General features: G+C 56.5%; 26 protein-coding genes and 2 tRNA genes. 22 read left to right on the top strand and 6 right to left on the bottom strand.

Going from position 1 to position 23,155, the window contains the following annotated elements; translation table 11 throughout:
* Window positions 1–60 precede the first annotated feature (60 nt).
* Entirely contained in the window at window positions 61–855 is a 795-nt protein-coding gene (locus tag A3L12_RS06380; RefSeq protein ID WP_088882842.1) for a helix-turn-helix domain-containing protein, read from the top strand.
* Between the two features lie 53 nt (window positions 856–908).
* Here A3L12_RS06380 and A3L12_RS06375 read toward each other — a convergent pair whose 3' ends face one another.
* From A3L12_RS06375 to A3L12_RS06365, 3 genes are read right to left on the bottom strand one after another with little or no spacing between them, the layout of a single operon-like run.
* Window positions 909–1,121, bottom strand: coding sequence for a winged helix-turn-helix domain-containing protein (locus A3L12_RS06375; RefSeq protein WP_088882841.1), 213 nt, complete (start codon window positions 1,119–1,121; stop codon window positions 909–911).
* Complete coding sequence (locus A3L12_RS06370; RefSeq protein WP_232462923.1) at window positions 1,118–1,417, bottom strand: Sjogren's syndrome/scleroderma autoantigen 1 family protein; 300 nt, start codon at window positions 1,415–1,417, stop codon at window positions 1,118–1,120. The genes A3L12_RS06375 and A3L12_RS06370 overlap by 4 nt, the downstream gene beginning before the upstream one ends.
* A 29-nt stretch (window positions 1,418–1,446) precedes the next feature.
* Window positions 1,447–2,172 (bottom strand): arginase family protein, encoded by a 726-nt coding sequence (locus A3L12_RS06365; RefSeq protein ID WP_088882840.1) that lies wholly within the window; start codon window positions 2,170–2,172, stop codon window positions 1,447–1,449.
* 138 nt (window positions 2,173–2,310) lie between these two features.
* Here A3L12_RS06365 and hxlAB point away from each other — a divergent pair, with 138 nt between their 5' ends.
* From hxlAB to A3L12_RS06310, 12 genes are all read left to right on the top strand, one after another.
* The gene (gene hxlAB, locus A3L12_RS06360; protein WP_088882839.1) at window positions 2,311–3,531 is read left to right on the top strand and encodes a bifunctional 3-hexulose-6-phosphate synthase/6-phospho-3-hexuloisomerase; all 1,221 of its coding nucleotides are present in this window, start codon (window positions 2,311–2,313) and stop codon (window positions 3,529–3,531) included.
* A 10-nt stretch (window positions 3,532–3,541) separates the two neighbouring features.
* Complete coding sequence (locus A3L12_RS06355) at window positions 3,542–4,294, top strand: hypothetical protein (RefSeq protein WP_088882838.1); 753 nt, start codon at window positions 3,542–3,544, stop codon at window positions 4,292–4,294.
* A 1-nt stretch (window position 4,295) separates the two neighbouring features.
* The gene (locus A3L12_RS06350; protein WP_088882837.1) at window positions 4,296–4,940 is read left to right on the top strand and encodes an HAD family hydrolase; all 645 of its coding nucleotides are present in this window, start codon (window positions 4,296–4,298) and stop codon (window positions 4,938–4,940) included.
* Window positions 4,937–5,113 carry a hypothetical protein gene (locus tag A3L12_RS08365; RefSeq protein WP_198300036.1) on the top strand — a complete coding sequence of 59 codons (177 nt, stop codon included), beginning with the start codon at window positions 4,937–4,939 and terminating at the stop codon, window positions 5,111–5,113. Before A3L12_RS06350 ends, A3L12_RS08365 begins: the two co-directional genes overlap by 4 nt.
* Window positions 5,114–5,115: 2 nt before the next feature.
* Window positions 5,116–5,928 carry a glutamate cyclase domain-containing protein gene (locus A3L12_RS06345; RefSeq protein ID WP_088882836.1) on the top strand — a complete coding sequence of 271 codons (813 nt, stop codon included), beginning with the start codon at window positions 5,116–5,118 and terminating at the stop codon, window positions 5,926–5,928.
* Complete coding sequence (locus tag A3L12_RS06340) at window positions 5,929–6,549, top strand: HD domain-containing protein (RefSeq protein WP_088882835.1); 621 nt, start codon at window positions 5,929–5,931, stop codon at window positions 6,547–6,549. It begins immediately after the preceding gene.
* A gap of 88 nt (window positions 6,550–6,637) precedes the next feature.
* A complete protein-coding gene (locus A3L12_RS06335) occupies window positions 6,638–7,150 on the top strand; it encodes a KH domain-containing protein (protein WP_088882834.1) in 513 nt (170 codons plus the stop codon).
* Between the two features lie 23 nt (window positions 7,151–7,173).
* Window positions 7,174–8,490 carry an aspartate--tRNA(Asn) ligase gene (aspS, locus tag A3L12_RS06330; protein WP_088882833.1) on the top strand — a complete coding sequence of 439 codons (1,317 nt, stop codon included), beginning with the start codon at window positions 7,174–7,176 and terminating at the stop codon, window positions 8,488–8,490.
* Window positions 8,491–8,545: 55 nt separating this feature from the next.
* The gene (locus A3L12_RS06325; protein WP_088882832.1) at window positions 8,546–10,597 is read left to right on the top strand and encodes a hypothetical protein; all 2,052 of its coding nucleotides are present in this window, start codon (window positions 8,546–8,548) and stop codon (window positions 10,595–10,597) included.
* Between the two features lie 57 nt (window positions 10,598–10,654).
* Complete coding sequence (pth2, locus tag A3L12_RS06320) at window positions 10,655–11,011, top strand: peptidyl-tRNA hydrolase Pth2 (protein ID WP_088882831.1); 357 nt, start codon at window positions 10,655–10,657, stop codon at window positions 11,009–11,011.
* Between the two features lie 3 nt (window positions 11,012–11,014).
* The gene (gene truD, locus A3L12_RS06315; protein ID WP_088882830.1) at window positions 11,015–12,262 is read left to right on the top strand and encodes a tRNA pseudouridine(13) synthase TruD; all 1,248 of its coding nucleotides are present in this window, start codon (window positions 11,015–11,017) and stop codon (window positions 12,260–12,262) included.
* A 43-nt stretch (window positions 12,263–12,305) separates the two neighbouring features.
* Window positions 12,306–13,025: a phosphoglycolate phosphatase gene (locus A3L12_RS06310; protein WP_088882829.1), complete on the top strand. Its 720-nt coding sequence runs from the start codon at window positions 12,306–12,308 to the stop codon at window positions 13,023–13,025.
* Between the two features lie 11 nt (window positions 13,026–13,036).
* On the opposite strand, the gene A3L12_RS06305 is transcribed toward A3L12_RS06310, so the two are convergent.
* Window positions 13,037–14,185 (bottom strand): M20 family metallopeptidase, encoded by a 1,149-nt coding sequence (locus A3L12_RS06305; RefSeq protein ID WP_088882828.1) that lies wholly within the window; start codon window positions 14,183–14,185, stop codon window positions 13,037–13,039.
* 133 nt (window positions 14,186–14,318) lie between these two features.
* On the opposite strand from A3L12_RS06305, the gene A3L12_RS06300 reads away from it, so the two are divergent.
* The 6 genes from A3L12_RS06300 to A3L12_RS06275 all read left to right on the top strand — a co-directional run bounded on the left by A3L12_RS06300 (window position 14,319) and on the right by A3L12_RS06275 (window position 17,465).
* Window positions 14,319–14,396 (top strand) — tRNA-Ala (locus A3L12_RS06300).
* Window positions 14,397–14,406: 10 nt separating this feature from the next.
* A tRNA-Val gene (locus tag A3L12_RS06295) sits at window positions 14,407–14,484 on the top strand.
* Window positions 14,485–14,547: 63 nt separating this feature from the next.
* Window positions 14,548–14,835 (top strand): DUF357 domain-containing protein, encoded by a 288-nt coding sequence (locus A3L12_RS06290; RefSeq protein ID WP_088882827.1) that lies wholly within the window; start codon window positions 14,548–14,550, stop codon window positions 14,833–14,835.
* Window positions 14,836–14,846: 11 nt separating this feature from the next.
* Window positions 14,847–15,236 (top strand): DUF555 domain-containing protein, encoded by a 390-nt coding sequence (locus A3L12_RS06285; RefSeq protein ID WP_088882826.1) that lies wholly within the window; start codon window positions 14,847–14,849, stop codon window positions 15,234–15,236.
* Window positions 15,237–15,314: 78 nt separating this feature from the next.
* Window positions 15,315–16,916, top strand: coding sequence for a glutamine hydrolyzing CTP synthase (pyrG, locus tag A3L12_RS06280; RefSeq protein ID WP_088882825.1), 1,602 nt, complete (start codon window positions 15,315–15,317; stop codon window positions 16,914–16,916).
* Between the two features lie 153 nt (window positions 16,917–17,069).
* Window positions 17,070–17,465, top strand: a complete 396-nt coding sequence (locus A3L12_RS06275) for a 30S ribosomal protein S8e (protein ID WP_088882824.1) — start codon at window positions 17,070–17,072, stop codon at window positions 17,463–17,465.
* 53 nt (window positions 17,466–17,518) lie between these two features.
* Here the strand turns inward: A3L12_RS06275 and A3L12_RS06270 are convergent, their stop codons facing one another.
* Entirely contained in the window at window positions 17,519–18,598 is a 1,080-nt protein-coding gene (locus A3L12_RS06270) for an NOG1 family protein (RefSeq protein ID WP_088882823.1), read from the bottom strand.
* 112 nt (window positions 18,599–18,710) lie between these two features.
* Here A3L12_RS06270 and A3L12_RS06265 point away from each other — a divergent pair, with 112 nt between their 5' ends.
* The 3 genes from A3L12_RS06265 to A3L12_RS06255 are packed head-to-tail and all read left to right on the top strand — an operon-like array spanning window position 18,711 to window position 21,846.
* On the top strand, window positions 18,711–19,487 hold the full coding sequence (locus A3L12_RS06265; RefSeq protein ID WP_232462922.1) for an undecaprenyl-diphosphate phosphatase: 777 nt from the start codon (window positions 18,711–18,713) through the stop codon (window positions 19,485–19,487).
* Complete coding sequence (gene glmU, locus A3L12_RS06260) at window positions 19,484–20,737, top strand: bifunctional sugar-1-phosphate nucleotidylyltransferase/acetyltransferase (RefSeq protein WP_088882821.1); 1,254 nt, start codon at window positions 19,484–19,486, stop codon at window positions 20,735–20,737. The genes A3L12_RS06265 and glmU overlap by 4 nt, the downstream gene beginning before the upstream one ends.
* Window positions 20,734–21,846, top strand: a complete 1,113-nt coding sequence (locus A3L12_RS06255) for a DUF835 domain-containing protein (protein ID WP_088882820.1) — start codon at window positions 20,734–20,736, stop codon at window positions 21,844–21,846. The genes glmU and A3L12_RS06255 overlap by 4 nt, the downstream gene beginning before the upstream one ends.
* A 6-nt stretch (window positions 21,847–21,852) precedes the next feature.
* On the opposite strand, the gene A3L12_RS06250 is transcribed toward A3L12_RS06255, so the two are convergent.
* The gene (locus A3L12_RS06250) at window positions 21,853–23,028 is read right to left on the bottom strand and encodes a CBS domain-containing protein (RefSeq protein WP_088882819.1); all 1,176 of its coding nucleotides are present in this window, start codon (window positions 23,026–23,028) and stop codon (window positions 21,853–21,855) included.
* Window positions 23,029–23,155 lie beyond the last annotated feature (127 nt).

Genomic DNA, 23,155 nt, shown 5'->3' with positions numbered 1-23,155 from the left:
GGAAAAAATTTATAGGGGATGAACCCCAAAGGACAGATAGGAAATACGGTGGTGGTAAGAATGGTAAAAGATAGGATGGTTGAGCTCCTTCAGGAGCACTTTGAGTTGAACCTGTACGAGGCAAGGGCGTATGTGGCACTGGTCGGCTTCGGCGTCCTCACCCCTGCGGAACTGGCCAGCGTTTCGGAGGTTCCGGCTCCGAGAACCTACGACGTCCTCAGGAGCCTCGAGAAGAAGGGCTTCGCCATAAGCCAGCCCGGAAAGGTCAACAAGTACAGGCCGGTTCGCCCTGAGAACATCCTCGAGAGCTTCATCGAGAGGTGGCAGGAGCGCGTTAAGGAAGAGCTCGAGGCCAAAAAGAAGGCCAAGGAGGAACTCCTGGAGCTGATGAGCCCGCTCATAGAGACGGAGATTCCCAAGTACGGCGTCGAGAAGGTCTGGGTTGTGAGGGGCATCAGGAACGCCACCCTCAAGACCAGGGAGATGTTCGAAGGGGTCAGGGAGAAGATACTGCTTGCCGACGACGGCTACATTGCCATAAACCTCGAGAAAGACATCCTGAAGGCCATCGACAACGGTGCCGAGGCCAGGATAATCGTCACCGAAAACGTCTACAACAGGCTCAGCGACTCCAAGATACTCGACTACTATAAGGACGGAAAGCTCGAACTCAGGATAATCGACAAGCTCGAGCTCCCGATGCTCATCTGCGACGACGAGGTCTTCTTCGCCCTCGAGGACATGGCGGCAAGGTACTTCAACTACGAGACTCAGATATGGATCAAGGACCCGCGCGTTAAGGCGCTCTTTGAGGGCAGGTTCAACGAGTACTGGGAGAAGGCCCGGAAGGCCTGATCCCTTTCGATTTTCCTTCTTCCGTATCCCTGACGGGGAGACGTGGGGAGGAGTTAGACGTACCTGAACTCCTCCTCTTCCTCACTCGTCTCCCTGATCTTCCAGAAGATCTTTCCTTCCCTCTGGTAGCTCTCGACCTTTCCCTGCTCCACAAAGCGGAGGAGGTACCTCCTGACCTCCATGGGGCTTATGGCTGTGATTTCGCTTATCTCCTCTATAGTCTTTGGTCCATCCTCAAGGGCCTTCAAAACCCTGACGTTCTTCATACCTCTCCCTCCAGTTTCCTGTAACGTTCCAGCAGTTCAACTATCCTCTCCATCACCTTTAAGTGTTTCTCGAGCTCCTCCAGATCCTCCGGCAGGGAGTTTGCCAGATCCTCCAGCTTCTCGATCAGCCGTTCCTCGACCCCCTTCCTGCTGGCCTTTTCCATATTCTTCCTGTGCTCGCACACGGGGCAGAAGACCCTGCCGTTCTTCTCGAAGAGCGGTGAGCCGCACACCGGGCAGTGCCTGTCGAGCATCTTCGCCCCGGAGAGCATCAGGGGCATGATGACGGTTCTCATCTCCTCCTCCGTCGGACCCTTCAAAGCGATCACCCCGCCAGCAGCTGGAAAACCTCGACGAAAGCCTTCCTTCCAAGCCTTGAGTGACGGATCCTGTCGGAAACTTCGGCTATGTCAAAGGACACTATCCTGAAGTTCTTCTTCACCTCTTCGAGGATCTCGAGAAGCTCTTCCAGAGTAAGTTCGCCGTGCTGGAAGCGTGCTATCCTGTACTCCGGCCGGAGCACGTCGAGGTCAACCGTCAGGTACACTTCGTCACCCAGATAGCCCTTTGCCTCCCGGATTATCTCATCGAGGGAGTTCGTCTGGAGGTTCCGGTAGGCCCTCCACTTCCCCCGGACTTTCCTGCTCCTGAGCAGGGCGGGGAATATCTTGACCCTCCTGTTCCAGAGCTTCGTCCTTTCGGTCGTGGGTATCATCAGAACGGGAGCCAGAACCGCCGCTCGATTCACCTTCCGTTCCTCGAGGGCGTAGGCGAGCCACGAGCCGTGGTCAAGGTAGTCATGCATGAGATCGGTGTGGGCATCAACGCTGAGGAGGGAAGGAGGACGTAACTTATCGACTATGCCGTAAGTTGCCACGTGCTCCCCGATTACGTAGGCTTTATCGGCCGGTATCCGCTCGGGCAGCAGTTCAACCCGGCTCGATTCGACTATGATGTAATCGTCGATGAGCTTGTTCCTCTTGAGGAGACTGAGGACGTAAAGGACGCCCTCCCTGTTGGGCTTCTCGCCGAAGGGAATGAAGGTTACCATGATCCCACCTCCCGGGAGTTGTCCCCCCGTTTTTTAAACCTTGGCCGGTGTTATTGCCATGTTCCTGTTAAATTTCAACACCAAACTTTAAAAAGTAGGCCCTTAAGGCTAAAACGAAAACCCTTCGGAGGCGAGGAGATGATACTTCAGGTTGCCCTTGACCTTACCGATGTTGAGGAGGCCATTTCTATAGCGGAAAAAGCCGCCCGTGGTGGAGCTCACTGGCTGGAGGTCGGGACCCCACTGGTTAAGAAGGAGGGCATGCGTGCTGTTGAGCTTCTCAAGAGACGCTTTCCGGACAGAAAGATCGTCGCAGATCTGAAGACGATGGATACAGGAGCGCTCGAGGTGGAAATGGCGGCGAGGCACGGTGCGGACGTTGTATCGATCCTTGGTGTGGCAGATGACAAGACGATAAAGGACGCCGTTGAGGTAGCCAGAAAGTACGGCATCAGGGTTATGGTGGACCTCATCGGGGTTAAGGACAAGGTCAAAAGGGCGAAGGAACTCGAGAGGATGGGGGTTCACTACATCCTCGTCCACACGGGCATAGACGAGCAGGCTCAGGGCAAAAACCCGCTGGAAGACCTCGAAAAGGTAATCAAAGAGGTTAACGTCCCGGTTGCGGTTGCCGGCGGGTTGAACCTTGAGACCATCCCGAAGGTCATCGAGCTCGGGGCAACGATAATAATCGTCGGCGGGGCCATAACGAAGGCCAAGGATCCCGAGGAGGTAACCAGGAGGATAATAGACCTGTTCTGGGAGGAGTACATGATGGCCATAAGGAAGGCCATGAGGGACATAACGGAGCACGTGGCGGGCGTTGCCGAGAAGTTAAAGATGGAACAGGTTCGCGGCTTCGTCGACGCTATGATAGGGGCGAACAAGATATTCGTTTACGGTGCCGGGAGAAGCGGTCTCGTGGGTAAGGCCTTCGCGATGCGTCTCATGCACCTCGACTTCAACGTTTACGTCGTCGGCGAGACCATAACGCCGGCCTTTGAGGCGGGAGACCTGTTAATAGCCATCAGCGGTTCGGGCGAAACAACCAGCATCGTTGACGCCGCGAAGATAGCCAAAAAGGAGGGTGGAAAGGTCGTGGCGATAACCTCCTACTCGAACTCAACCCTTGGAAAGCTCGCCGATGTCGTGGTGGAGATACCCGGAAGGGCCAAATCAGATGTTCCAACCGACTACATAGCCCGCCAGATGCTCACAAGATACAAATGGATAGCCCCCATGGGGACGCTCTTTGAGGACTCCACGATGGTGTTCATGGACGGCGTCATAGCCCTCCTTATGGCAACGTTTCAGAAGACCGAAAAGGATATGAGGAAGAAGCATGCGACCCTCGAGTAAGGGGGGCATCATGGGATCTTTTACCCATATTTTTGTGGGCATAGGGAACAATGGCGCTCGCGTGGTCAACGGCATAAGGGCCGATGGAGTGGTCAGGGTAACCGTGAACCCCGCCTATTACCTCCTCCGGCCCGATACCTACGGGGATCGCCTGAGGAACTTCATCTCAGGCCTTCCGGATGGGAGCTTCCTCTGGCTGGTCTTCGAGGACACGGAAGTGAACCGCGAGCTCGAGAGGCTGATAGTCGAGAGCGTTCCGGCAGGAGTGATAAAGCTCGCCTACGTTTTGACCCCCGGGAAAGAACTTGTAGTCGAGAAGAAACCTCCGTGGGCCGGGGATTTTGAAACGGTGTTTTATGACTCCCTGTGGGATTTCCTTATCGATGAAAACGCTTCCCTGTCGGAGGCCTTCGATGGGGCCTCAAAGAGCATCGCGGAGATGTTCTCCCGGCTCCACTACTACCTCGAAACCCGGATGCTCGTCAACATCGACTACGCGGATCTCTTCAACATCATAAAAGGCGGCAACGTGGGCATTCTCAGGCTCCTCAGGAAGGTGGACTTCAGGTGGCACTGGGGGATCTGGGAGCGGGGACTCGTGGGGATTCTGGTGGGAACGAGCTTTCCCCTGAAGGACGCCCACTCGATCCTCGGGAGGTTTCAGGAGATACTCTCCGAGAAGGACGTCATCTGGGGCGTAATAACGGACGAGGACATGGGGAGAGGGGTCGAGATACTGGCCCTCCTCGTAAGGAGATGGTAGGATGAAGGCGGTTCTCTTCGACGTGGACGGAACACTGCTGACGGAGATACCTCTCATACAGCTCTTCCTTCCACAGGTTTACGACAGGATATCCCGGAAGTTTGGAATCAGCAGGGAAGAGGCGAGGAAGCGGTTCCTCGGGGAGCTCCTTGGAAGGAGGGACACCTACGAGTGGCACGACTGGAACTTCTTCTTCGAACTCTTCGGGGTGGACCTCAGGTACGAGGAACTGCTCAGGGCTTACCCGCAGAAGCTCCACGTTTACCCCGATACGATTCCGGTCCTGAAATGGCTCAGGGAGGAGGAATACGGACTCGGCGTCGTTACCAGCGGGCCCGAATACCAGAGGCTGAAGCTCAGACTCACCGGACTGATGGATTACTTCGACGTCGTTGTTACCCGGGATGACGTCAACTCCGTAAAGCCGGAGCCGAAGATATTCCTGTACGCCCTTGAGGCCCTCGGATTGAAGCCCGAAGAGGCCATTATGGTGGGAGATTCCCTCAGTCAGGACGTTTACGGGGCCAAGAACCTCGGGATGACGGCCGTATGGGTAAACCGGGAGGGAGAAAGGGGCTACAACATGGCCGATTACGAGGTTAGAACCCTTCATGAGCTTAGAAAAATAGTGGAGGGGGCAACATGAGGAAGGTGTTCGATGAGGAAGGCGTTTTCGTGAGGTACGGGGAGAAAAAGGTCAGGCTCGAAAACGGCCACGAGCTGACCCACAGGAGTGAAGAACCCACGGAGCTCTGGTGGAAGCTCAAGGAGGCCCTGAAGGGCAAGAAGGTCAGGGTAGTGGTCTACGAGGTTGAGTAGGCATGATAGCCCATCTCATCAACACGGACGCCGGTAACCGAGGGACACTCAGGGTTTACCTCGACTACCGGAGAAATAATCCCGATTTCTTACGCGATTCCGCGAAGATGCTCCTCGACAATTACGAGAGGGTTTTGATCATAACGGGTTTTCCCATACCCCCGACGATGAGGGCGGAAACCGACGGACCACCGGGGGCGCTTGCCATAGCGAGGGCCGTGGAGAACCTCGGCGGAAGGGCGGAGGTGCTCACCTACCAGGAGGTGAGGGAAGCCCTCGACCGGTTTCACCTGAGCTTCGTGGAAGGGCCGGATGTTAGCGATTACTCCCTCGTCGTGGCCGTGGAAACCCCCGGCAGGGGGAAGGACGGAAGGTACTACTCGATGACGGGGGCGGAGATAACCCGGGGGACCTTTGACCGTGCGATCCTCGAGGCGAGAGATGCTGGCATACCCACGATTGGAATAGGCGACGGGGGAAACGAGGCGGGGATGGGAAAGATCAGGGAGCTCGTTGAGAGGCACGTCCCCCGCGGGAGGAAAATAGCGAGCACCGTTGAAACCGACGGACTCGTTCTTTCGGCGGTCTCAAACTGGGGCGCCTACGGGCTCGTAGCCCAGGCCTCTCTGGAGTTCGGTCGAAAACTGATCCCCGACTGGAAGGAGGGGGAGGTCATAAGGACCATCTCAAGGTCCGGGCTCATAGACGGGGTAACCCGGAACCAGACCCCCACGGTGGACGGTATAAGCCTGAGGATACACGAGGGGATCGTTGAACTTTTAAACGCCCTGCTGGAGGAATCGATGGGTGGTTGAATGAACCTGAAGGAGTTCATAGCCGACGAGGAAACCCTCAGGCTCATAGAGAGGACCCGGGAGTACGCGAGGAAGTTCTTCGAAAGGGAAGGAACCCACGGTTTCAGCCATGTTGAGCGCGTCTTCAACCTGTGCATGCACATCGGGAAAAAAGAAGGCGCGGATCTTGAGGTTCTGGCGCTTGCGGCCCTTCTCCATGACGTTGCCCGCCCTCTGGAAGACGCGGGGAAGGTAGAAGATCACGCCATCGAGGGGGCGAGGATTGCGGAGGACTATTTAAGAAGCCTCGGCTACCCCGAGGAAAAGGCCCGTGCGGTTGCCCGGGCCATTGAATCCCACCGCTTTTCCCGTGGTCCCGAGCCCGAAACTCTGGAAGCAAAGATCCTGAGCGATGCAGACAAGCTCGACGCCATCGGTGCGATAGGCATTGCGAGGGTTTTCATGTACTCCGGAGAGCACGGGAGGGACATAGAAGCCTCGCTGAGGCACTTCGAGGAGAAGATACTGAAGCTCAGGGATACCATGTACACCGAAACGGCCAGAAGCATGGCGGAGGAGAGACACGCCTTTACACTTAGGTTCATCGAGCGCATCAGGCTGGAGATAGAGGGGAAAGCCTGAGCTTACCCTTTTTTCATAAGGTTTTTAAACGGGCTCCGGAATTTAGGTTAGCCCTCAGGTTCATTCTTCGGACGGAGGAGGTGAGAAGATGAAGGCACCGATCTGTGAGGTGTGTTTGAAGACCGATGGTATTCTGTGCCCGGCCGACGAGAAAAAACTTCAGGAAGGGATCATATCCGAGCTGGACGTTAAGGTTGCGAGACTTCTCTACAGGCTCATCGGTGACTCGGATGTGGAGTTCAAGAAGGCCGTCGAGGCCGGTGATCTGGTTGTCATCGTGGTCGGGGAGGGTGACGTTCCGCTGACCATCGGAAAAGGCGGTAAAAACGTGAAGATCCTTACGAGGGAGCTTGGAAAGAGGATACGCGTCATCGAGGCGGTTGAGGTGAGAAAACCCGAGGACGTTAAGAAGATCGCCACCGATTTACTCTACCCCGCGGGGGTCTTCGGGGTCAACGTCGTTTACAAGCCCAGCGGAGATAATTACTACAGGATTCTCGTGCCGGACAGGGACAGGAAGAAGATCCCCGGAAGGAGGGAAGTGCTCGAGAGCATAATCTCCCAGATAGCCGGTGCGGAGGTAAGGATAAACTTCATCTGATCTTCCTTCATCGGGTGATGATCATGTACAGAACGCACTACTCAGCCCAGATAACCGAGGAGCTGAACGGTAAGAGGGTCAGGATCGCGGGATGGGTTCAGGAGGTAAAGGACCTCGGTGGAATAAAGTTCCTCTGGATAAGGGACAGGGAGGGCATAATTCAGGTCACCGCCCCGAAGAAGAAGGTAAGTCCCGAGATCTTCGGGCTCATACCGAAGCTCAACGCCGAGGACGTTGTGGCCGTTGAGGGAGTCGTCAGCTTCACGCCCAAGGCGAGGCTGGGATTTGAGGTTCTTCCAGAGAGGATTGAGGTCCTCAACGTCGCCCAATCCCCGCTGCCCCTCGACCCCACGGGGAAGGTGAAGGCCGAACTCGACACGAGGCTGGACAACCGCTTCATGGACCTCAGAAGGCCGGAGGTAATGGCGATCTTCAAAATACGCTCCAGCGTCTTCAGGGCCATCAGGGACTTCTTCCACAGCGAGGGCTTCGTCGAGGTTCACACCCCGAAAATAATCGCCACGGCCACGGAAGGCGGGACCGAGCTTTTCCCCCTGAAATACTTCGAGAGGGACGCCTTTCTGGCCCAGTCCCCGCAGCTCTACAAACAGATAATGATGGCCACGGGCCTCGACAGGGTTTACGAGGTGGCCCCCATCTTCCGGGCCGAGGAGCACAACACGACGAGGCACTTGAACGAGGCGTGGAGCGTAGATGCCGAGATGGCCTTCATAGAAAACGAGGAAGAGGTTATGAACCTACTCGAAATGATGGTTGGAAGTGTCATCAAACACGTCCTCGAGCACAACGAGAAGGAACTGGAAATCCTGAACTTTGAACTCGAGGAGCCGAGGCTGCCCTTCCCCAGGGTATCGTACGGGGAGGCCCTCGAAGTCCTCTCGGACCTCGGAAAGAAAATTGAGTGGGGCGAGGACATAGACACCGAGGGCGAGAAACTGCTCGGGAAGTACATGATGGAGAACGAAGACGCACCCCTCTACTTCATCCACGGGTACCCCAGCGAGGCAAAGCCCTTCTACATAATGAAGTACGACGACCGGCCGGAGATAAGCCGCTCCTTTGACCTCGAGTACAGGGGGGTGGAGATAACCTCCGGCGGCCAGAGGGAGCACAGGGTTGACGTCCTCGTCGAGCAGATCAGGGAGAAGGGCCTCGATCCGGGGAGCTTCGAGTTCTACCTTAAGGCCTTTCGCTACGGGATGCCCCCCCACGGCGGCTTTGGCCTCGGGGCGGAGAGGCTGATAAAGCAGATGCTGAACCTGAACAACATCAGGGAGGTCATCCTCTTCCCGAGGGACAGGAGGAGACTAACACCGTAACACCTTTATATCACCTCCCCCTTCTGGTTTTGTTAAACAACCGGAGGCTGAAAGAATGGGAAAGGTAACCGCTTTAATCCTGCTGGGAATGATGATCTTTTCATTGATACCCTCCTTCCATGCCGTGGGGGCCGCAGGCGTGCCTGAATCAGCCAGCATATCCGGTGTCTCCCTTGGTGCCGGAGATAAGGCCGTTCTGGGACCCTTTAAGGTGCAGTTCGTTGACTTCGACAAGGACTGGACTCAGGTCTACCTCCAGGTGGACGGCCCTCAGGGTTCCAGGAGCTACGTCCTCGGCGAAGGTGACCACCTCCTCTATCCATCGGGGGACAACGTTTACCTGAACGTGAGTCTGGTGTGGATAAGACACGATACCAACTCCATACTTCTGGAGATCAGTTCTCCCATCCAGAAGATTCTTTCAGAGAAGAACATGGTCGTCGGGGACGAGATAACCCTGCCCGAGGGCTTTCCCGCGATTAAGATAAAGCTGACCTCCGTTTCAGGCAGCACGGCCACCTTTAAGGTCACCATGCCCTACGGGAGCACTTACACCCTCGCCGTAGACAAAGGATCCGCGGGAAGGGTATCTTACAAACTCGATGATAAGCACTCCTACTCGGATTATCTCACGCTGGAGGTTACTAACACGGTCAACAACGGTGCAACCGTGAACGTTTATCTCCCGAAGGTAGCCTCTACGGACTTCCAGATCGTTAAAAAAGGAGGCACCTCCAGCCAGGAAAGCAACGAAACCGTCGAGAAGGTTCTGCTCTACAACGACCTCCTTTACGTCAACGAGAAACTGCCCGTTAAGGTCGACGGCAGCACTTACTACGTTAAGCTGGTCTCCACCATACCCGACGTTGTTAAGGTCGAAGTTCTTAAGGGAGACGAAAGCCTCGGCACGATGCTCCTCGAGGCCGGTGACGAGCCGAAGGAAGCTCCCGGCGCACCCCTCAAGCTCTCCGTCCAGAACGTTGAGCCGGACTACAAGAGGGCCATCCTGAGGGTTTACGGTCCGGCGGACGCGCAGGTTACCCCCATACTGAGAAGGGCCAACCTGATGGCTAAAATCGATGCCGTTCCCCGGAAAATGCTCCTTGGAGACATCCTCGTGGTCACGATAAACGTCCAGAACCTCGGAAGGGGAGACGCCTACGATGTGAACGTTGCAGCTCCCATACCCGATGGCTTTGAGCTCGTGAGCATGACCAGAACGTGGACGCTCAAGAACTTCCCGGCCTTCACGAGCATGCCCGCCCTCATATACGTCCTCAAACCGACGGGGATGGGTAAATTCGACATCGGCAAGGCCATCGTTACCTTCTACGACGATCAGAGCCTCGAGACGGGGGAGAAGAGGACGGTTTACTCCCCGGCACTTGAGGGTATAGAGGTCTACGCCGTGCCCAGCATAGACGTCACCGCCCGGGCCTACAACGGAACATGGGGCAACTACGTTGGCTCAAAGGTCGGTGATAGCGTAAAGCTCAGGTTCACGCTCTCCGCTGGTGAGGGGGTTCCGGACTACGAGTTCGTAACCAACGCCACCCTTCTCCTTGACCTCCCCCCGAGCGTGGACGGTCCCTCCTACATCAGCGTGGGAACCATAAAGGCGGGGGAGACCAAGACGGTTCAGGTGGACCTGAAGGTTCTGAGCGAGAACCTTACAAACGTGCGGGCAACCCTCGTCTACCTCGACCCCCTCGGAAACGAGAGGGAACTCCAGCTCGGCAACCTCGTTACCATTGACAGCATCCCGCCGAAGGTCATCGTTAAGAACACCACGATAAAGGTGTGGCCAGCACCAGAGGAGCTTCCGGCCTACATCAACAAAACCCTCGCCGAGAGGAACGATTCGGGTGTTCTTGCAGGGGAAATCAAAGGGGTGGTGGAAGCCTACAGCCCGACGGGCAATCCGTGGAAACCGCTCGCGATACTCTTCATCCTAACAACCCTCGTGCTCGTGGGTGCGGCTTACAAGTACTGGGACGAGTCCAGAAAGCTCAGGGAGAAGCTCGAGAAGAAGAGGAGCAGCCGTCCCGGAGGACTGCCCAAGAAGTCTGAAGAGGAGGAATCCAGCGAAGAGATCCACGAGCTCTGAGCTTTTTTCCTTGCTTAACTTTATAAGCCCCTTTTCTCAGCCTTCCCGGGATGGGCCATGTTCAGGTACAAACAGGTCATGGTCACGAGGAAGGATCTGAAGCTCAGCAGGGGTAAGTTCGCGGTTCAAGTCGCCCATGGGGCCGTTACGGCCGCCCTCAAGGCCCAGAAGGAGAAACCGGACTGGTTCAAAGCGTGGTTCCACGAGGGGCAGAAGAAGGTGGTGGTGAAGGCCGAGAACGAGGGGGAACTCTTCGAGCTCAAGGCCCGGGCTGAAAAGCTCGGTATTCCCGTCGCCCTCATCAGGGACGCCGGTCTGACGGAGATCCCTCCGGGGACGATAACGGTTCTGGCCGTTGGACCCGCCCCAGAAGAGCTGGTTGATAAAGTTACAGGTCACTTAAAACTGGTGTGATCCATGGACTACAGGGAGTTCTTCTCAAGGTTCCGCCACCTGAGCGAAAGGCCCGGCATAGGCGGCAGGATAAAGGTCCGGCCCGAGGACTTCACGGTCATCGAGGACCCCCTGAAGGGGATATTCGAGGGGAAGGAACACGCCATCTTCCTCCTCAAAAAGCGCAACTGGGACACGATGGGTGTTATCAAGGAGATAGCGAAGCGTGCCGGAATCAGCCACAGGAAAGTGGGCTTCGCCGGAACGAAGGACAGGCACGCGGTTACGTATCAGTACGTGAGCGTCCCGTCCCGGGCGAAGGAGGCAGTTGAGAGGGTCAGGATAAGGGACGTTGAGCTGAGGTTCGTCTCCTACGGGCGCTTCATAAAGCTCGGCCACCTCCGCGGAAACAGGTTCCGGATAATCGTCAGGGACGTCGACGAAAGGGCCTTCGAGCTTTCGAGGGACATCCTGCGGGAGCTCAGGGAGAAGGGAGGGTTTCCAAACTACTTTGGTTACCAGCGCTTCGGTGAAAGGCGCGTTACGAACCACATCATAGGGAAGCTACTCCTTGAGGGGAAGTTCGAGGAGGCCGCAAGGCTCTTCCTCGGGGCCCACGGAGACGATATGATGGGAGACGATGCGAGGAAGAACTTCTGGGAGAGTGGGGATGTCGAGAGGGCCCTGAGGGAGTTCCCGAACTTCCTGCGCTACGAGAGAACGCTCCTGCACCGCTATAAAGAGACGGGAAGCTGGAAGCGGGCGTTTCTAAGCCTCCCCCTCCCCATAATGCGCATCTTCATACACTCCTACCAGAGCTACCTCTTCAACCTCTACCTCTCGAGGCGCATCGAGGAGATGCCCCTTAACGAGGCCCTCCCCGGGGACATCGTGGTTCAGGTTAAAGGGGGGATACCCCTGAGGGACAGGACCTACCGGGTCACGGAGACCAACCTCAACTTCGTCAGGGAGAAGATAGAGAGAAATAATGCCATGGTTTCGGGACCGCTCTTCGGCTTCGCCATGAGAAGGGCCCGGGGACTTCCGGGGGAGCTCGAGGAGGAAATTCTGGAGGAAGAAGGTATCGACCTTAACGCCTTCAGGAGGCTTCCAAAGCCCATGCAGGAACCGGGGGGGAGGAGGGAGTTGCTCATCAGGCCCCTCGGGATGACCTACGGCTACGTACCCGGGGAGGGCATGTGCTTCCGCTTCTTCCTTCCGAAGGGCGTCTACGCGACGAGCGTGCTCAGGGAGATAATGAAGGACCACTGAAAAGCTTTTATCCCCTTTTTCCATCACCCCACGGGCGAGGAAGATGAAAAGGGTAAGGGCGATATCCCTTGATATAGACGGAACGATAACGTATCCCGACAGGAGACTTCACGAGGATGCCCTGAAGGCGATAAGGCTCGCCGAGGACCTCGGGGTTCCGGTCATGCTGGTCACGGGCAACTCCGTTCCCTTCGCCGAGGCGGTGGGGGTGATGATAGGCACAACGGGTCCGGTGGTGGCCGAGGACGGGGGGGCCCTCTCCTTAAGGGATGGAAAGCTCAGAAAGAGGATCTACCTCACGGGCATGGAGGAGGAGTGGATCCTCTGGAGCGAGGTAAAGAAACGCTATCCCGAAGCCGTTTTGAGCTTCTCAATGCCGGAGCGAAAGGCCGGGCTCGTTATAATGAGGACTGTTCCGGTAGAGGCCGTCAGGGAGCTGATTGAGGAGCTCGGGCTGAACCTCGTCGCCGTCGATTCGGGCTTCGCCATACACGTGAAAAAACCGTGGATAAACAAGGGGACGGGTATAAAAAAGGCCTGCGAGAGTATCGGCGTGGATCCGGAAGAGGTCGCCCACATCGGGGACGGGGAGAACGATCTCGACGCCTTTCAGGCCGTCGGCTACCGCGTTGCGGTGGGTCAAGCACCCAAAAGCCTCAAGGATAAGGCCGATTACGTGACGGAGAGGACCTACGGAGAGGGAGGCGCCGAGGGAATCCTGCACATCCTTAGGAAGTTCGGCTACCTCGAGCGGAATAAATAAGGAAAAAGCTTTTACCCCCTCAGGAACTCCCTGGCGAGGGCGACCTCCATGGCGGTGCCGATGGGGAGGACGTCCTCGTCAACGTCGAAGCGCGGGTGGTGGTGGGGGTAGATTATCCCCTTCTCCTCGTTGTATATTCCAAGGGTCAAGAAAGCTCCCGGAACCCTCTGGAGGTAAAAGGCGAAGTCCTCCGCCCCCATAGTCGGCTCAACGTCACCATATCTAAGGTTGTACTTCTCGGCCACCCTTCTGGCGAAAGCGCTCATCTTCGGATCGTTAACCGTCGGGGGAGTGAGCTCCTCTATGGACAGCTCGTAAGAAGCCCCGTGTGCCCTCGTTATTCCATCGAATATCTCCTCCATGCGCCTTCTGATGAGCGCTCCTATTTCATCCTTGAAGAACCTCACGGTTCCTTTCATCTCAACCTCCACGGGAATCACGTTGAAGGCCTTTCCGGCGTTTATCGAGGTAACGCTAACCACCCCGGTTTCTATGGGCGGGACGTTTCTGCTCACGATGGTCTGGAGGGCGAGCACCGTCTCGGCCGCCACGGGTATCGGATCGACGGTCTGGTGGGGTGAGGCACCGTGGCCGCCCTTTCCGATTATCCTCCCCCTGAAGATCCCGGCCCCGGCCAGAAGTGGACCGTCCCGTATCCCTATGATCCCGCTCGGAAGGTCGGCCCAGACGTGGAGGCCGAAGATAGCGTCCACCCCATGGAGCGCCCCGCCCTCGATCATCCTCACCGCTCCGTTGCCGCCTTCTTCAGCCGGCTGGAAGATGAGCCTTACCCTTCCATGGAACTCATCGATGTGGTCGGAGATTATACTGGCCGCTCCGAGGAGCATTGCCGTGTGGGCATCGTGCCCGCAGGCGTGCATTTTTCCGGGAATCCTCGACCTGTAGGGGACCTCGTTCTCCTCCTGAATGGGCAGGGCGTCCATATCGGCCCTCAGGGCTATCGTCCTCTCTCCATCCCCGATATCAGCTATCAATCCCGTTCCGACCCGCTTCACGCGGTAACCCCATTCGCGGAGGTGTTCCTCCACTATCCCTGAGGTCCTCTCCTCCTCGTACTTCAGTTCGGGGTGCATGTGGAAGTCCCGCCTCCACTCCACTATCCTATCCTTAATCGCTAAAGCTTCTTCGAGCGGGTTCATGGTACCACCGGGGAAAATTGCCTGAGGGACTAAATTAACTTTTCGATGGCGGTCTTAATGGAGTTACCAACCGCAAGATTTATAAACCTGCCCCGGTAGGTGATTACGGCCTCACCGGAGGCCGTGGAGGAGTGGGCCGGTAGCTCAGCCTGGTATGAGCGCCGCCTTGGCAAGGCGGAGGCCGCGGGTTCAAATCCCGCCCGGTCCACCATCCCTGGGTTGGGCCCGTGGTCTAGACTGGTTATGACGCCACCCTGACACGGTGGAGGTCCGGGGTTCGAATCCCCGCGGGCCCACCAGAAAGATCTCTTCTGAGGCAAAATTTATAAGCCACATCCCCAAGGGGTGCTGAGGCGAGACCGGTGGAACGGGAGATCACGGAAGAAAGGCTCCAGAAGTATTTTAAAATAACCGGCGAGGCCCTGAAGACCCTCGAAATAGCGGTCCACGAAAAAAGCCTTTTAAGAAGCGTTGCCGAGGACTTCCTCACCATGGCGAGGAGCTATTTTGAGGACGCCCGGTATTACTACGGGAAGGGGGACTACGTGACGGCCTTTGCCGCGCTCAACTACGCCCACGGTTTTATCGATGCCGGCGTAAGGCTGGGGGTCTTTAAAGGAGAAGACAACAGACTGTTTGCCTTTGGCTGAGGTGGGAGACGATGGGAGACTACGTGGTCGTTTTGGAAGCACCGATTATAGTGAGGGACGTTGAAACGAGCGAGGACGCGGTAAACGTCGCCGTGAGTAAGGTCGCGAGGGCACTCAACAGGGAGAAGCTCGACTTCGTGAGGGTTGAGATAGGCTATTCCCAGTGTCCCGTCTGCGGGGCCCACTTCGAGAGCGCCTTCGTCATAGGCTCCGTCGGTCTGGTCGGGATTTACCTCACGATCAAGGTTTACAACGCCCAGACCATCGAGCACGCCGAGAGGATAGCGAAGGCCGTCATCGGAAAGGCCCTCAAAAAGGTTCCGCTGAAGGTTTTTGAGATTAAAGAGATTGAAAATGGAAGTAAGGAGGAAGGTTTGCACTTTGATGGAGACGAGGCCTGATCTTTATTTCTTTCGCTGTACAGTAAGCTTTTAAACACCCCGCAATCAACCAACGGCATAACGGAGGGAGGTTTTGTCATGGCAAAGTTCATATTCGTCACCGGTGGTGTCGTTAGCGGTCTTGGAAAGGGTATAACGAGCGCTTCCCTCGGGATGCTGATGAAGGCCCGCGGTTTTAAGACGACCAACGTCAAGATCGACCCCTACCTGAACTACGACGCTGGAACCATGAACCCCTACCAGCACGGAGAGGTTTTCGTGCTCGACGACGGCGGAGAAGTTGACCTCGATCTGGGTAACTACGAGCGGTTTCTCGATACGAGCCTGACCTCCGACCACAACATAACCACCGGCAAGGTCTACTCGGCCGTCATAGAGAAGGAGCGCAGGGGGGACTACCTCGGCGCCACGGTTCAGGTTATTCCCCACGTGACCGGTGAGATAAAGGAAAGGATAAAGGCCATAGCGAGGGATTACGAGGTCGTTGTAGTCGAGATAGGGGGAACCGTCGGCGATATAGAGAGCATGCCATTCCTCGAGGCGGCACGCCAGATGCAGCTCGAAGAGGGGAGAGATAATGTCGCCTTCGTCCACGTTACCTACGTGCCGAAGCTTAAGGTTGTCGGGGAGCAAAAGACCAAACCAACCCAGCACAGCGTTAAGGAGCTCAGAAGCCTTGGAATTCAGCCCGACGTCATAGTGGCCCGCTCGGAGGATCCGCTCGAGGAGAGCGCGAGGAGGAAGATAAGCCTCTTCACCAACGTTCCACCGGAGGCCGTGGTGAGTGCCCACGATGTGGAGGACACCTACGAGGTTCCACTCATTCTGGAGAGAGAAGGCCTCCCCGGCTATCTGACGGGGAGGCTCGGCCTTCCTGACAGGGAGGCGAGGCTCGAGGAATGGGAGAGGATGGTGGAGACCTACAGGTCCCTCGAGGATACGGTCGAGATAGCCGTGGTGGGCAAATACGTTAAGCTGGCCGATGCCTACCTGAGCATAAGGGAGGCCCTCAAGCATTCCAGCGTCGCCAACGGGGTGAAGGTTGGAATACGCTGGATAGAGGCAGAGGATCTCGAGGAGAAAGGAACGAAGCTCCTTGAAGGCGTCGATGGTATAATCGTTCCCGGAGGTTTCGGTTCGCGCGGAAGCGAGGGCAAGATTATGGCCGTCAGGTACGCGAGGGAGAACGACGTACCCTTCCTCGGGATATGCTTCGGTTTCCAGCTGACGGTGGTTGAGTTCGCCCGCAACGTTCTCGGGCTTGAGGGTGCCCACTCCACGGAGATAGACCCCAAAACGCCCCATCCCGTCGTTGACCTGATGCCCGAACAGAGGGACCTCAACAGGCTCGGCGGCACGATGCGGCTTGGAGCGTATCCGGTGAGGATAAAGCCCGGAACCCTCGCGTGGAAGCTCTACGGAAAGGAGCTGGTTTACGAGCGCCACAGACACCGCTGGGAGGTCAACCCGGACTACGTGGGGAGGTTCGAAGAGGCGGGCATGGTCTTCAGCGGGGTTGCGGGAGACGATGGGAGGAGGATGGAGATACTCGAGCTTCCTGAGAAGAGCTACTTCATAGCCACGCAGTTCCATCCCGAGTTCAGGTCAAGGCCGATGAACCCGGCACCCGTGTTTAAAGGTCTCGTAAGGGCCGCAAAAGAAAAGAGGTACGGGAGCTAAACCCCCTCCCGGAACCCTTCTCTCTTTCCCCCGCTCTCAGAGTAACCACCGGAAGGAGTAACAAACGCATGTTTTTAAGCCCTTTGGAAAAGCTTATAAACGAACCCCCCAAAGTGGCGATAGGTTGAGCATCAGGCTTATGAGGTGAGATAAATGACCGTATGGCAAGGAAGATCACTCAGAAAACCCTCAGGTGGAAGGATTATCCTCGCCCGAAAGAAGAGGAAGAGGGAGCTCGGAAGGGAGCCAGCCCTCACGAGGGTCGGTGAAGGAAGGGAAAAGAAGAAGATCATCAGAACCCACGGCGGGAACGAGAAGGTCAGGCTCATCGAAGCCGTGTACGCCAACGTCTTCGAGAACGGAAAGGGCAGGAAGGTCAGGATAATCGGTGTGGTTGAGAACCCGGCCAACAGGCAGTACGTCAGAAGGGACGTCATAACGCGGGGCGCTGTGATTGAGACCGAGGCAGGCAGGGCGCTGGTTACCTCAAGGCCCGGTCAGGATGGCGTCGTTAACGCCGTTCTCATCAAGGAAGAGAAGAACGCCTGAACCTTTCCCTTTGGGGCCTCTCCTTTTTAGTTCCGCCGGAAGTTAAGAAGGGATCAAAGTCCGGGTTCTTCCCGGTATCTCTCCAGCTCCGCTTCCATTATCCTTCTGGCGTGCTCCTCGACCATCGGTCTCACCAGTTCGATGACCCTCTTCCTGAGCACGTCGAGACCCTCGCCCTTCAGCGCCGAAACCCTGATGGGTTCAAAGCCCTTCTCCCTGACGAACTCCTCAACGGTTCTCATATTCCCCTCTTCAGCCACGTCCGCCTTGTTAAGGACGACCACGAAGGGAAGCTCCCCAAACTCCCTGTGGATTTCCTCGAAGAGGTGGAGCTGCTCCTCCACAGGATAACCGCAGTACTCGCTGGGATCGAAGACGTAAAGGATAACGTCGCCGAGATGCTTTAGAGCCAGAATGGCCTGCCTCTCCACCTCGTTCCTCTCGCTCAGCGGTCTGTCGAGCAATCCGGGGGTGTCTATGACCTGATACCTGAGGTAGTGCTCCTCGAACTGACCGACGTTTATGCCCTTCGTGGTGAAGGGGTAGCTTGCCACCTCGGGCTTCGCGTTCGTGAGGGCCCGTAAGATCGTGCTCTTACCCACGTTAGGATGGCCGGCTATCACAACGGTGGGGAGCTCAAGGTCCACGACGGGAAGGTCTTTGAGCACGTTTCTGGCCCTGTTGAGGTATTCGAGGTCGTTAGCTATGTCCCTCAGAACGTCCGCAACCCTTCCGTAAAAGGCCCTTCTGAGCCGGGCCATCTCTTCAGGATCCCGAGAATAGCGTATCTTTAGGGCGTGCCTCGCTTCAAGGTTCCTTACCGTCTTTATCGCCCAGTTGACCCTCGCGAGGGAACGGTGGAACTGGTCCCTCTCCACGAGGGTATCAACGAGTTCCCTGTAGAAGGTGGGCAGTTCCGAAACCCCGGGCGTTCTCCTCAGGAGTTTTTCGAGGTTGTCCCTGATAACGTTCGAGACCGTTCTAACGCGGAGCTCCTCCCTCCATCTCGCCCTGGCCCTCGGGCCCCCCCTCGGAGTGGCGGCTGAAGCGGCCTTCTCGGCCCTCCTGAAAGCTTTATCGATGAGTTCATCGGCCGTAAGCACAGTCGGCATCTTTTCAAAGGGATTCTTCATCTCACTCACCTTTTTCTCTCGCGGGGGTTAGCTTTCCGGCCGGGTATTTAAATGTTCGCCCCCTTCGAAAGGTTTATGTTTCGGAAAGTCCAAAAGTGCCCGTGTGGTCTCAATGAATGTCCTTGATTACTTAACCCCCGCGGTCTCGGGCGTTGTCGTTGCACTGTCATCACTTTTCCCGATTAGCCCGGAAGGCTATTCCGTCCTGAAGTCCCTCGAGGCCTTAACTCCAGCCTGCGGTGATTACATCGTCTCCGCGTACCTCGGCGTGACCTTTGCCCTTCTCTTCAACTTCAGGAACGAGATCGGATCCGGGTCTCAGAGGGTCCTGCGGGGAATACCCGATCCGGATATGCGGTATCTCCTCTACTCCACCGTTTTCACCCTTCTGATAGGCTACCCCCTGCTTACCAACAACGGGATACCCCTCTCCCCCCGAACCGCAGACCTCATCAACGCCGTAACCGGGGCCCTAATCCTCTCCCTGATGGGTCGCCCCGGCAGGAAGACCGAATGGGGGGAGGAAGAGAAAACTCTTGTGGGCTCGATCGTCTCAGGTTCACTTCAGGGGGGTGCCCTCATCGGGGCCCTTTCCAGGAGCGGACTGACCTTCCTCGGTCTCCTCGTTACCGGGATCCCGGTTAAGAAGGCCCTCAAACTGAGCTTCCTCACGGCCCCGACCTACTTCGTACTGAAGCTGGCTTTTGTCGGCTGGCAATTGAAGCTTCCGGTCCCACTCCTCTTTACGGCCTTCCTGACGGCCTTTCTAACGGGTATGGTGACCATAAAAGCCCTGTTCAGGGCCGTTGACGTTCTCGGAGAAAGGGGGTTCCTGATCCTCTTCGGCTCGTTACCCGTCATAGTGTACCTGATGGAGGTGATCCTTTGAAAGGAGTCGTTCTCGCAGCCGGAAAGGGCGAAAGGCTGCAACCTCTAACCGATGACAGGCCAAAGGTGTTGCTCAAAGTTGCAAACAGGCCAATAATCGAGTACGTACTCGAGAACCTCGATCCCTTCGTGGACGAGTTCGTGATAATCGTCCGCTACGAGAAGGAAAAGCTAATCAAAGCCCTTGGGGACGAGTTCAACGGAAAACCCATAACCTACATCGATCAGCTGCCCGGGGAAGGCACCGCGAAGGCCATAGAGTCGGCCCGCGATCTGATCGATGAGGAGTTCATAGTGGCGAACGGCGACGTCTATCTCGAGGTGGATGGCCTGAAGGAGCTCGTGGGGACCTTCAGAAGGGAGAAGGCCGATGCCGCCGTCCTCGTGAAAGAACTCGACGATTTGAGCCATTTTGGAAAGGTTGATACCCGGGGGAACCTTGTCTCCGGAATAAGGGAGAAACCGGGGGGGGTTTCCGGTTACGCCAACCTCGGCCTCTACGCCTTCAAACCGGAGGTCTTTGAGTTCCTCGAGAGGACCCCCCTCAGCGGGCGCGGGGAGTACGAGGTAACGGACACGATAAACCTCATGGTGGAAGCCGGGAAGAAGGTTGTCTACGCCCTTTACTCCGGCTACTGGAACGATGTTGGGAGACCCTGGAACCTTCTTGAACTGAACGAGTACCTCCTGAAGACCAAACTGCGGCACAGCGTCAGGGGAAAGGTCGAGGAGGGAGCGGTACTGGTTCCACCCGTTGAAATCGGCGAGGGCACGGTTGTTAGGAGCGGAGCCTACATAATCGGCCCCGTGAAGATAGGCAGGAACTCCCGCATAGGTCCCAACTGCTTCATAAGGCCCTACACGAGCATAGGGGACAACTGCCACGTGGGCAACGCCGTCGAGGTCAAGAACTCGATAATCATGGACCACAGCAACGCCCCCCACCTCAACTACGTCGGGGACTCCATAATCGGAGAGAACACGAACCTCGGTGCGGGCACGATCACCGCAAACCTGAGGCACGACGGAAAGGCGGTAAAAGTAGAGGTGAAGGGTAAGCTTGAGAGCTCTGGAAGGAAGAAGCTCGGGGCCATAATCGGCCACAACGTCAAGGTGGGCATAAACGTCAGCATCTACCCCGGCAGGAAGATAGGGAGCAACTCCCTCGTCGGACCCGGCGTTGTAGTTGATCGTAACATCCCGGAGGGAAGCCTCGTGGTGGTAAAGCAGGAAAAGGTGGTGAAGGCATGAACTGGGACCTGTTCATCTCCTACCTCAACTTCGTCTCAAGGTGGTACCTTTTCATAGCGGTTGCCTACAAGGCCTATCAGACGAGGGATAAAGCGTGGGTTCTGCTGAGCGCGGCCCTCTTCATAAACGCACTGGACGTTGAGAGCTACATCCTCTCCCCCCTCGGGATCCAGATAACCGGTGAGGTTTACGACGTCGTCTCCCAGCTCCCCAACTTCTACATAGCCGTTTTACTCTTCTGGGGTGCCCTCCACCTCAAGTACGGCACGAGCAGGCTCATGGATACCGTACTCCTCTCGACGTTCGTGGTAGAATCCTACGTCTGGATGTTCCTCGTGGCAGCCGGCGTTTTTCAGGACAACTTCGCACTCAAAACCTCTTTTCCCCTATTCGCCTACAGTTCTGGCCTCGTTTACTTCGGAAAGGTCCTCAGGGAGAGGGAGATATCGGGCAGGGGTATTGAGTCCCTCTTCCCGTGGGGGATGATGCTCCTTGGACTGCTCAACTTCACCTACCCCTTCATAAGGAACGTTGAGGAACTGGCCAGAGCGGCCTTTTTCCTCGCCGCCCTCTTCAGACTGAGCGCGACCGTTGGGGCCCTTAAGTTCGTCTTTATCCCGATTCCGGAGGAAAAGGTCGCAAGAGCGCCGACAACGATAATGCCCGGGGCCTTTATACGCTCTCCCAGAGAGGGACTGGACGACCTGCTCGGGGATACAAGAGACGTTCCAAATCTCGTTTTGATAACCCGGGAAGGAGCAGAGGCCGTTAAGGAAAAACTGCATCCCAATGCCCTCGTGTTCTGGGTCACAAGGATAGCCGAGGGGGAGGTACTTTCCTCCCCGAGGGTTTATGCAATAAGCCCCACGAGGATCGACATACTGACGGATCTGGTGGCAAAGGCCATTGACAGGGGCTACCGCGTCCTGTACGTTGACGCCCTCGAGTACCTGGTGGTGGAGAACGGCTTCGAGAGCACCCTGAAGTTCCTCCTCAACGTGAAGGACCGCGTGCTCGTTGCGAACGGCACCATGGTCCTCATAGTTGACCCGGAGGCCCTGAAACCGTCGCAGAGAAGGATACTGGAGAGGGAATTTCAGGGGGGATGATCCCCCTCAACCCAGTCCCATTTTCTGGAGGAAGCGCCTGTAGTAATGGGGGTCCTTCTCGAGCTTCGCCTTCTGCAGTATCTGCCTCTCTATGGCCCTGAGGGCGTCGTGGACGGCCTGTATTGCACCCCAGCTTTCTCCCGTGGCCACGAAAACCCCTCTGTCCGTCGCGACGCGCATCCTTGCCTGATAGAGGTGAACGCCCCTGAAGCGTTCGTTGAAGCGCCTGATGTAGAGGTATATTATGCCCTCCTGCCCGAGCAGATCCTCGTAACCGTCAACGAAATCCCTTACATCTTCTACTATCCTTTCCCTCGTGAAGTCGCTGAGCACTGAAGCGTCACCGCCCAGCTGGAGGTAGAAGCGGGCTTCCTTCTCGACCATCCTCGAGATCGGAAGCAGCACGTCCTTTACCGTGAGAACGCCCTTAACCCTGTCCTCCTTATCAACCACTATCAGGCCGTCGATGTCGTTATCTATCATGGTGGCAACGGCTTCCCTGAGCGTTGAATCGGGAAAGGTCGTTATGACGCCCCTTATCATGACCTCCCTCAGTTTCATGCTGAAGGGGGGTACCTTCTCGCCGGCGACCTCACCGTACTGGGCCCTGAAGCGTGGTTTTATGAAGCGTACGATGAGGTCGTGGAGGGTAACGAGCCCCTCGAGTCTGCCCCTCTCGTTTACCACGGGTATCCTCGATATGGCGTGGTCGCGCATGGTTGCGAAGGCCTTCGCAACGGTATCGTCAGGTCCGAGGGTTACGACGTCCTTGGTCATGAACTCCTCCACCTTTCTCTTACCGAACTCCCCCATGGTCATCCTTTTGAGCAGCTCCAGATCACTTATGACGCCCATGATTTTAGTCCTGTCCCTTCCCACGGGAAGGGAACGCAGGTCGGTTTCTATCATGAGCTTGGCGGCCCTGCTGAGATCTTCATCGGGCTCGATTACGGGGGCCGGCTTGTAAGCGTCCTTAACCTTGGCCCGGGTCGGGTCCCACTTCAGGTGGGAGCGTATTATCAGGTCCTGAGTCAGAACACCCTTGTAGGTGTCCCCATCGAACACCAGAATCAGGTCGGGATCCTCCTTTTCAAAGATTCCAATCGCTTCAGAAAGCGGGGCGTTGATGTCTATCTTCCTGAACCTGTCGGTCATAACCTCCTCCACGCGAATGCCGACCATTTCTGTCACCTCCTTCTAAAGTTAATACGGTGGCCAAAGATTTAAACCTTTGCAACCGAAGTTTTTAGTTAATTTGGGTTAATAAATCTATCGCGGAAAAGTTTATAAGACCGCCGTGGGAAGATTC

The organism is Thermococcus sp. P6, assembly GCF_002214525.1.
GTDB lineage: Archaea > Methanobacteriota_B > Thermococci > Thermococcales > Thermococcaceae > Thermococcus.
The sequence above is the reverse complement of the archived record's forward strand: the minus strand, read 5'-3'. Positions and strand labels throughout refer to the sequence as shown.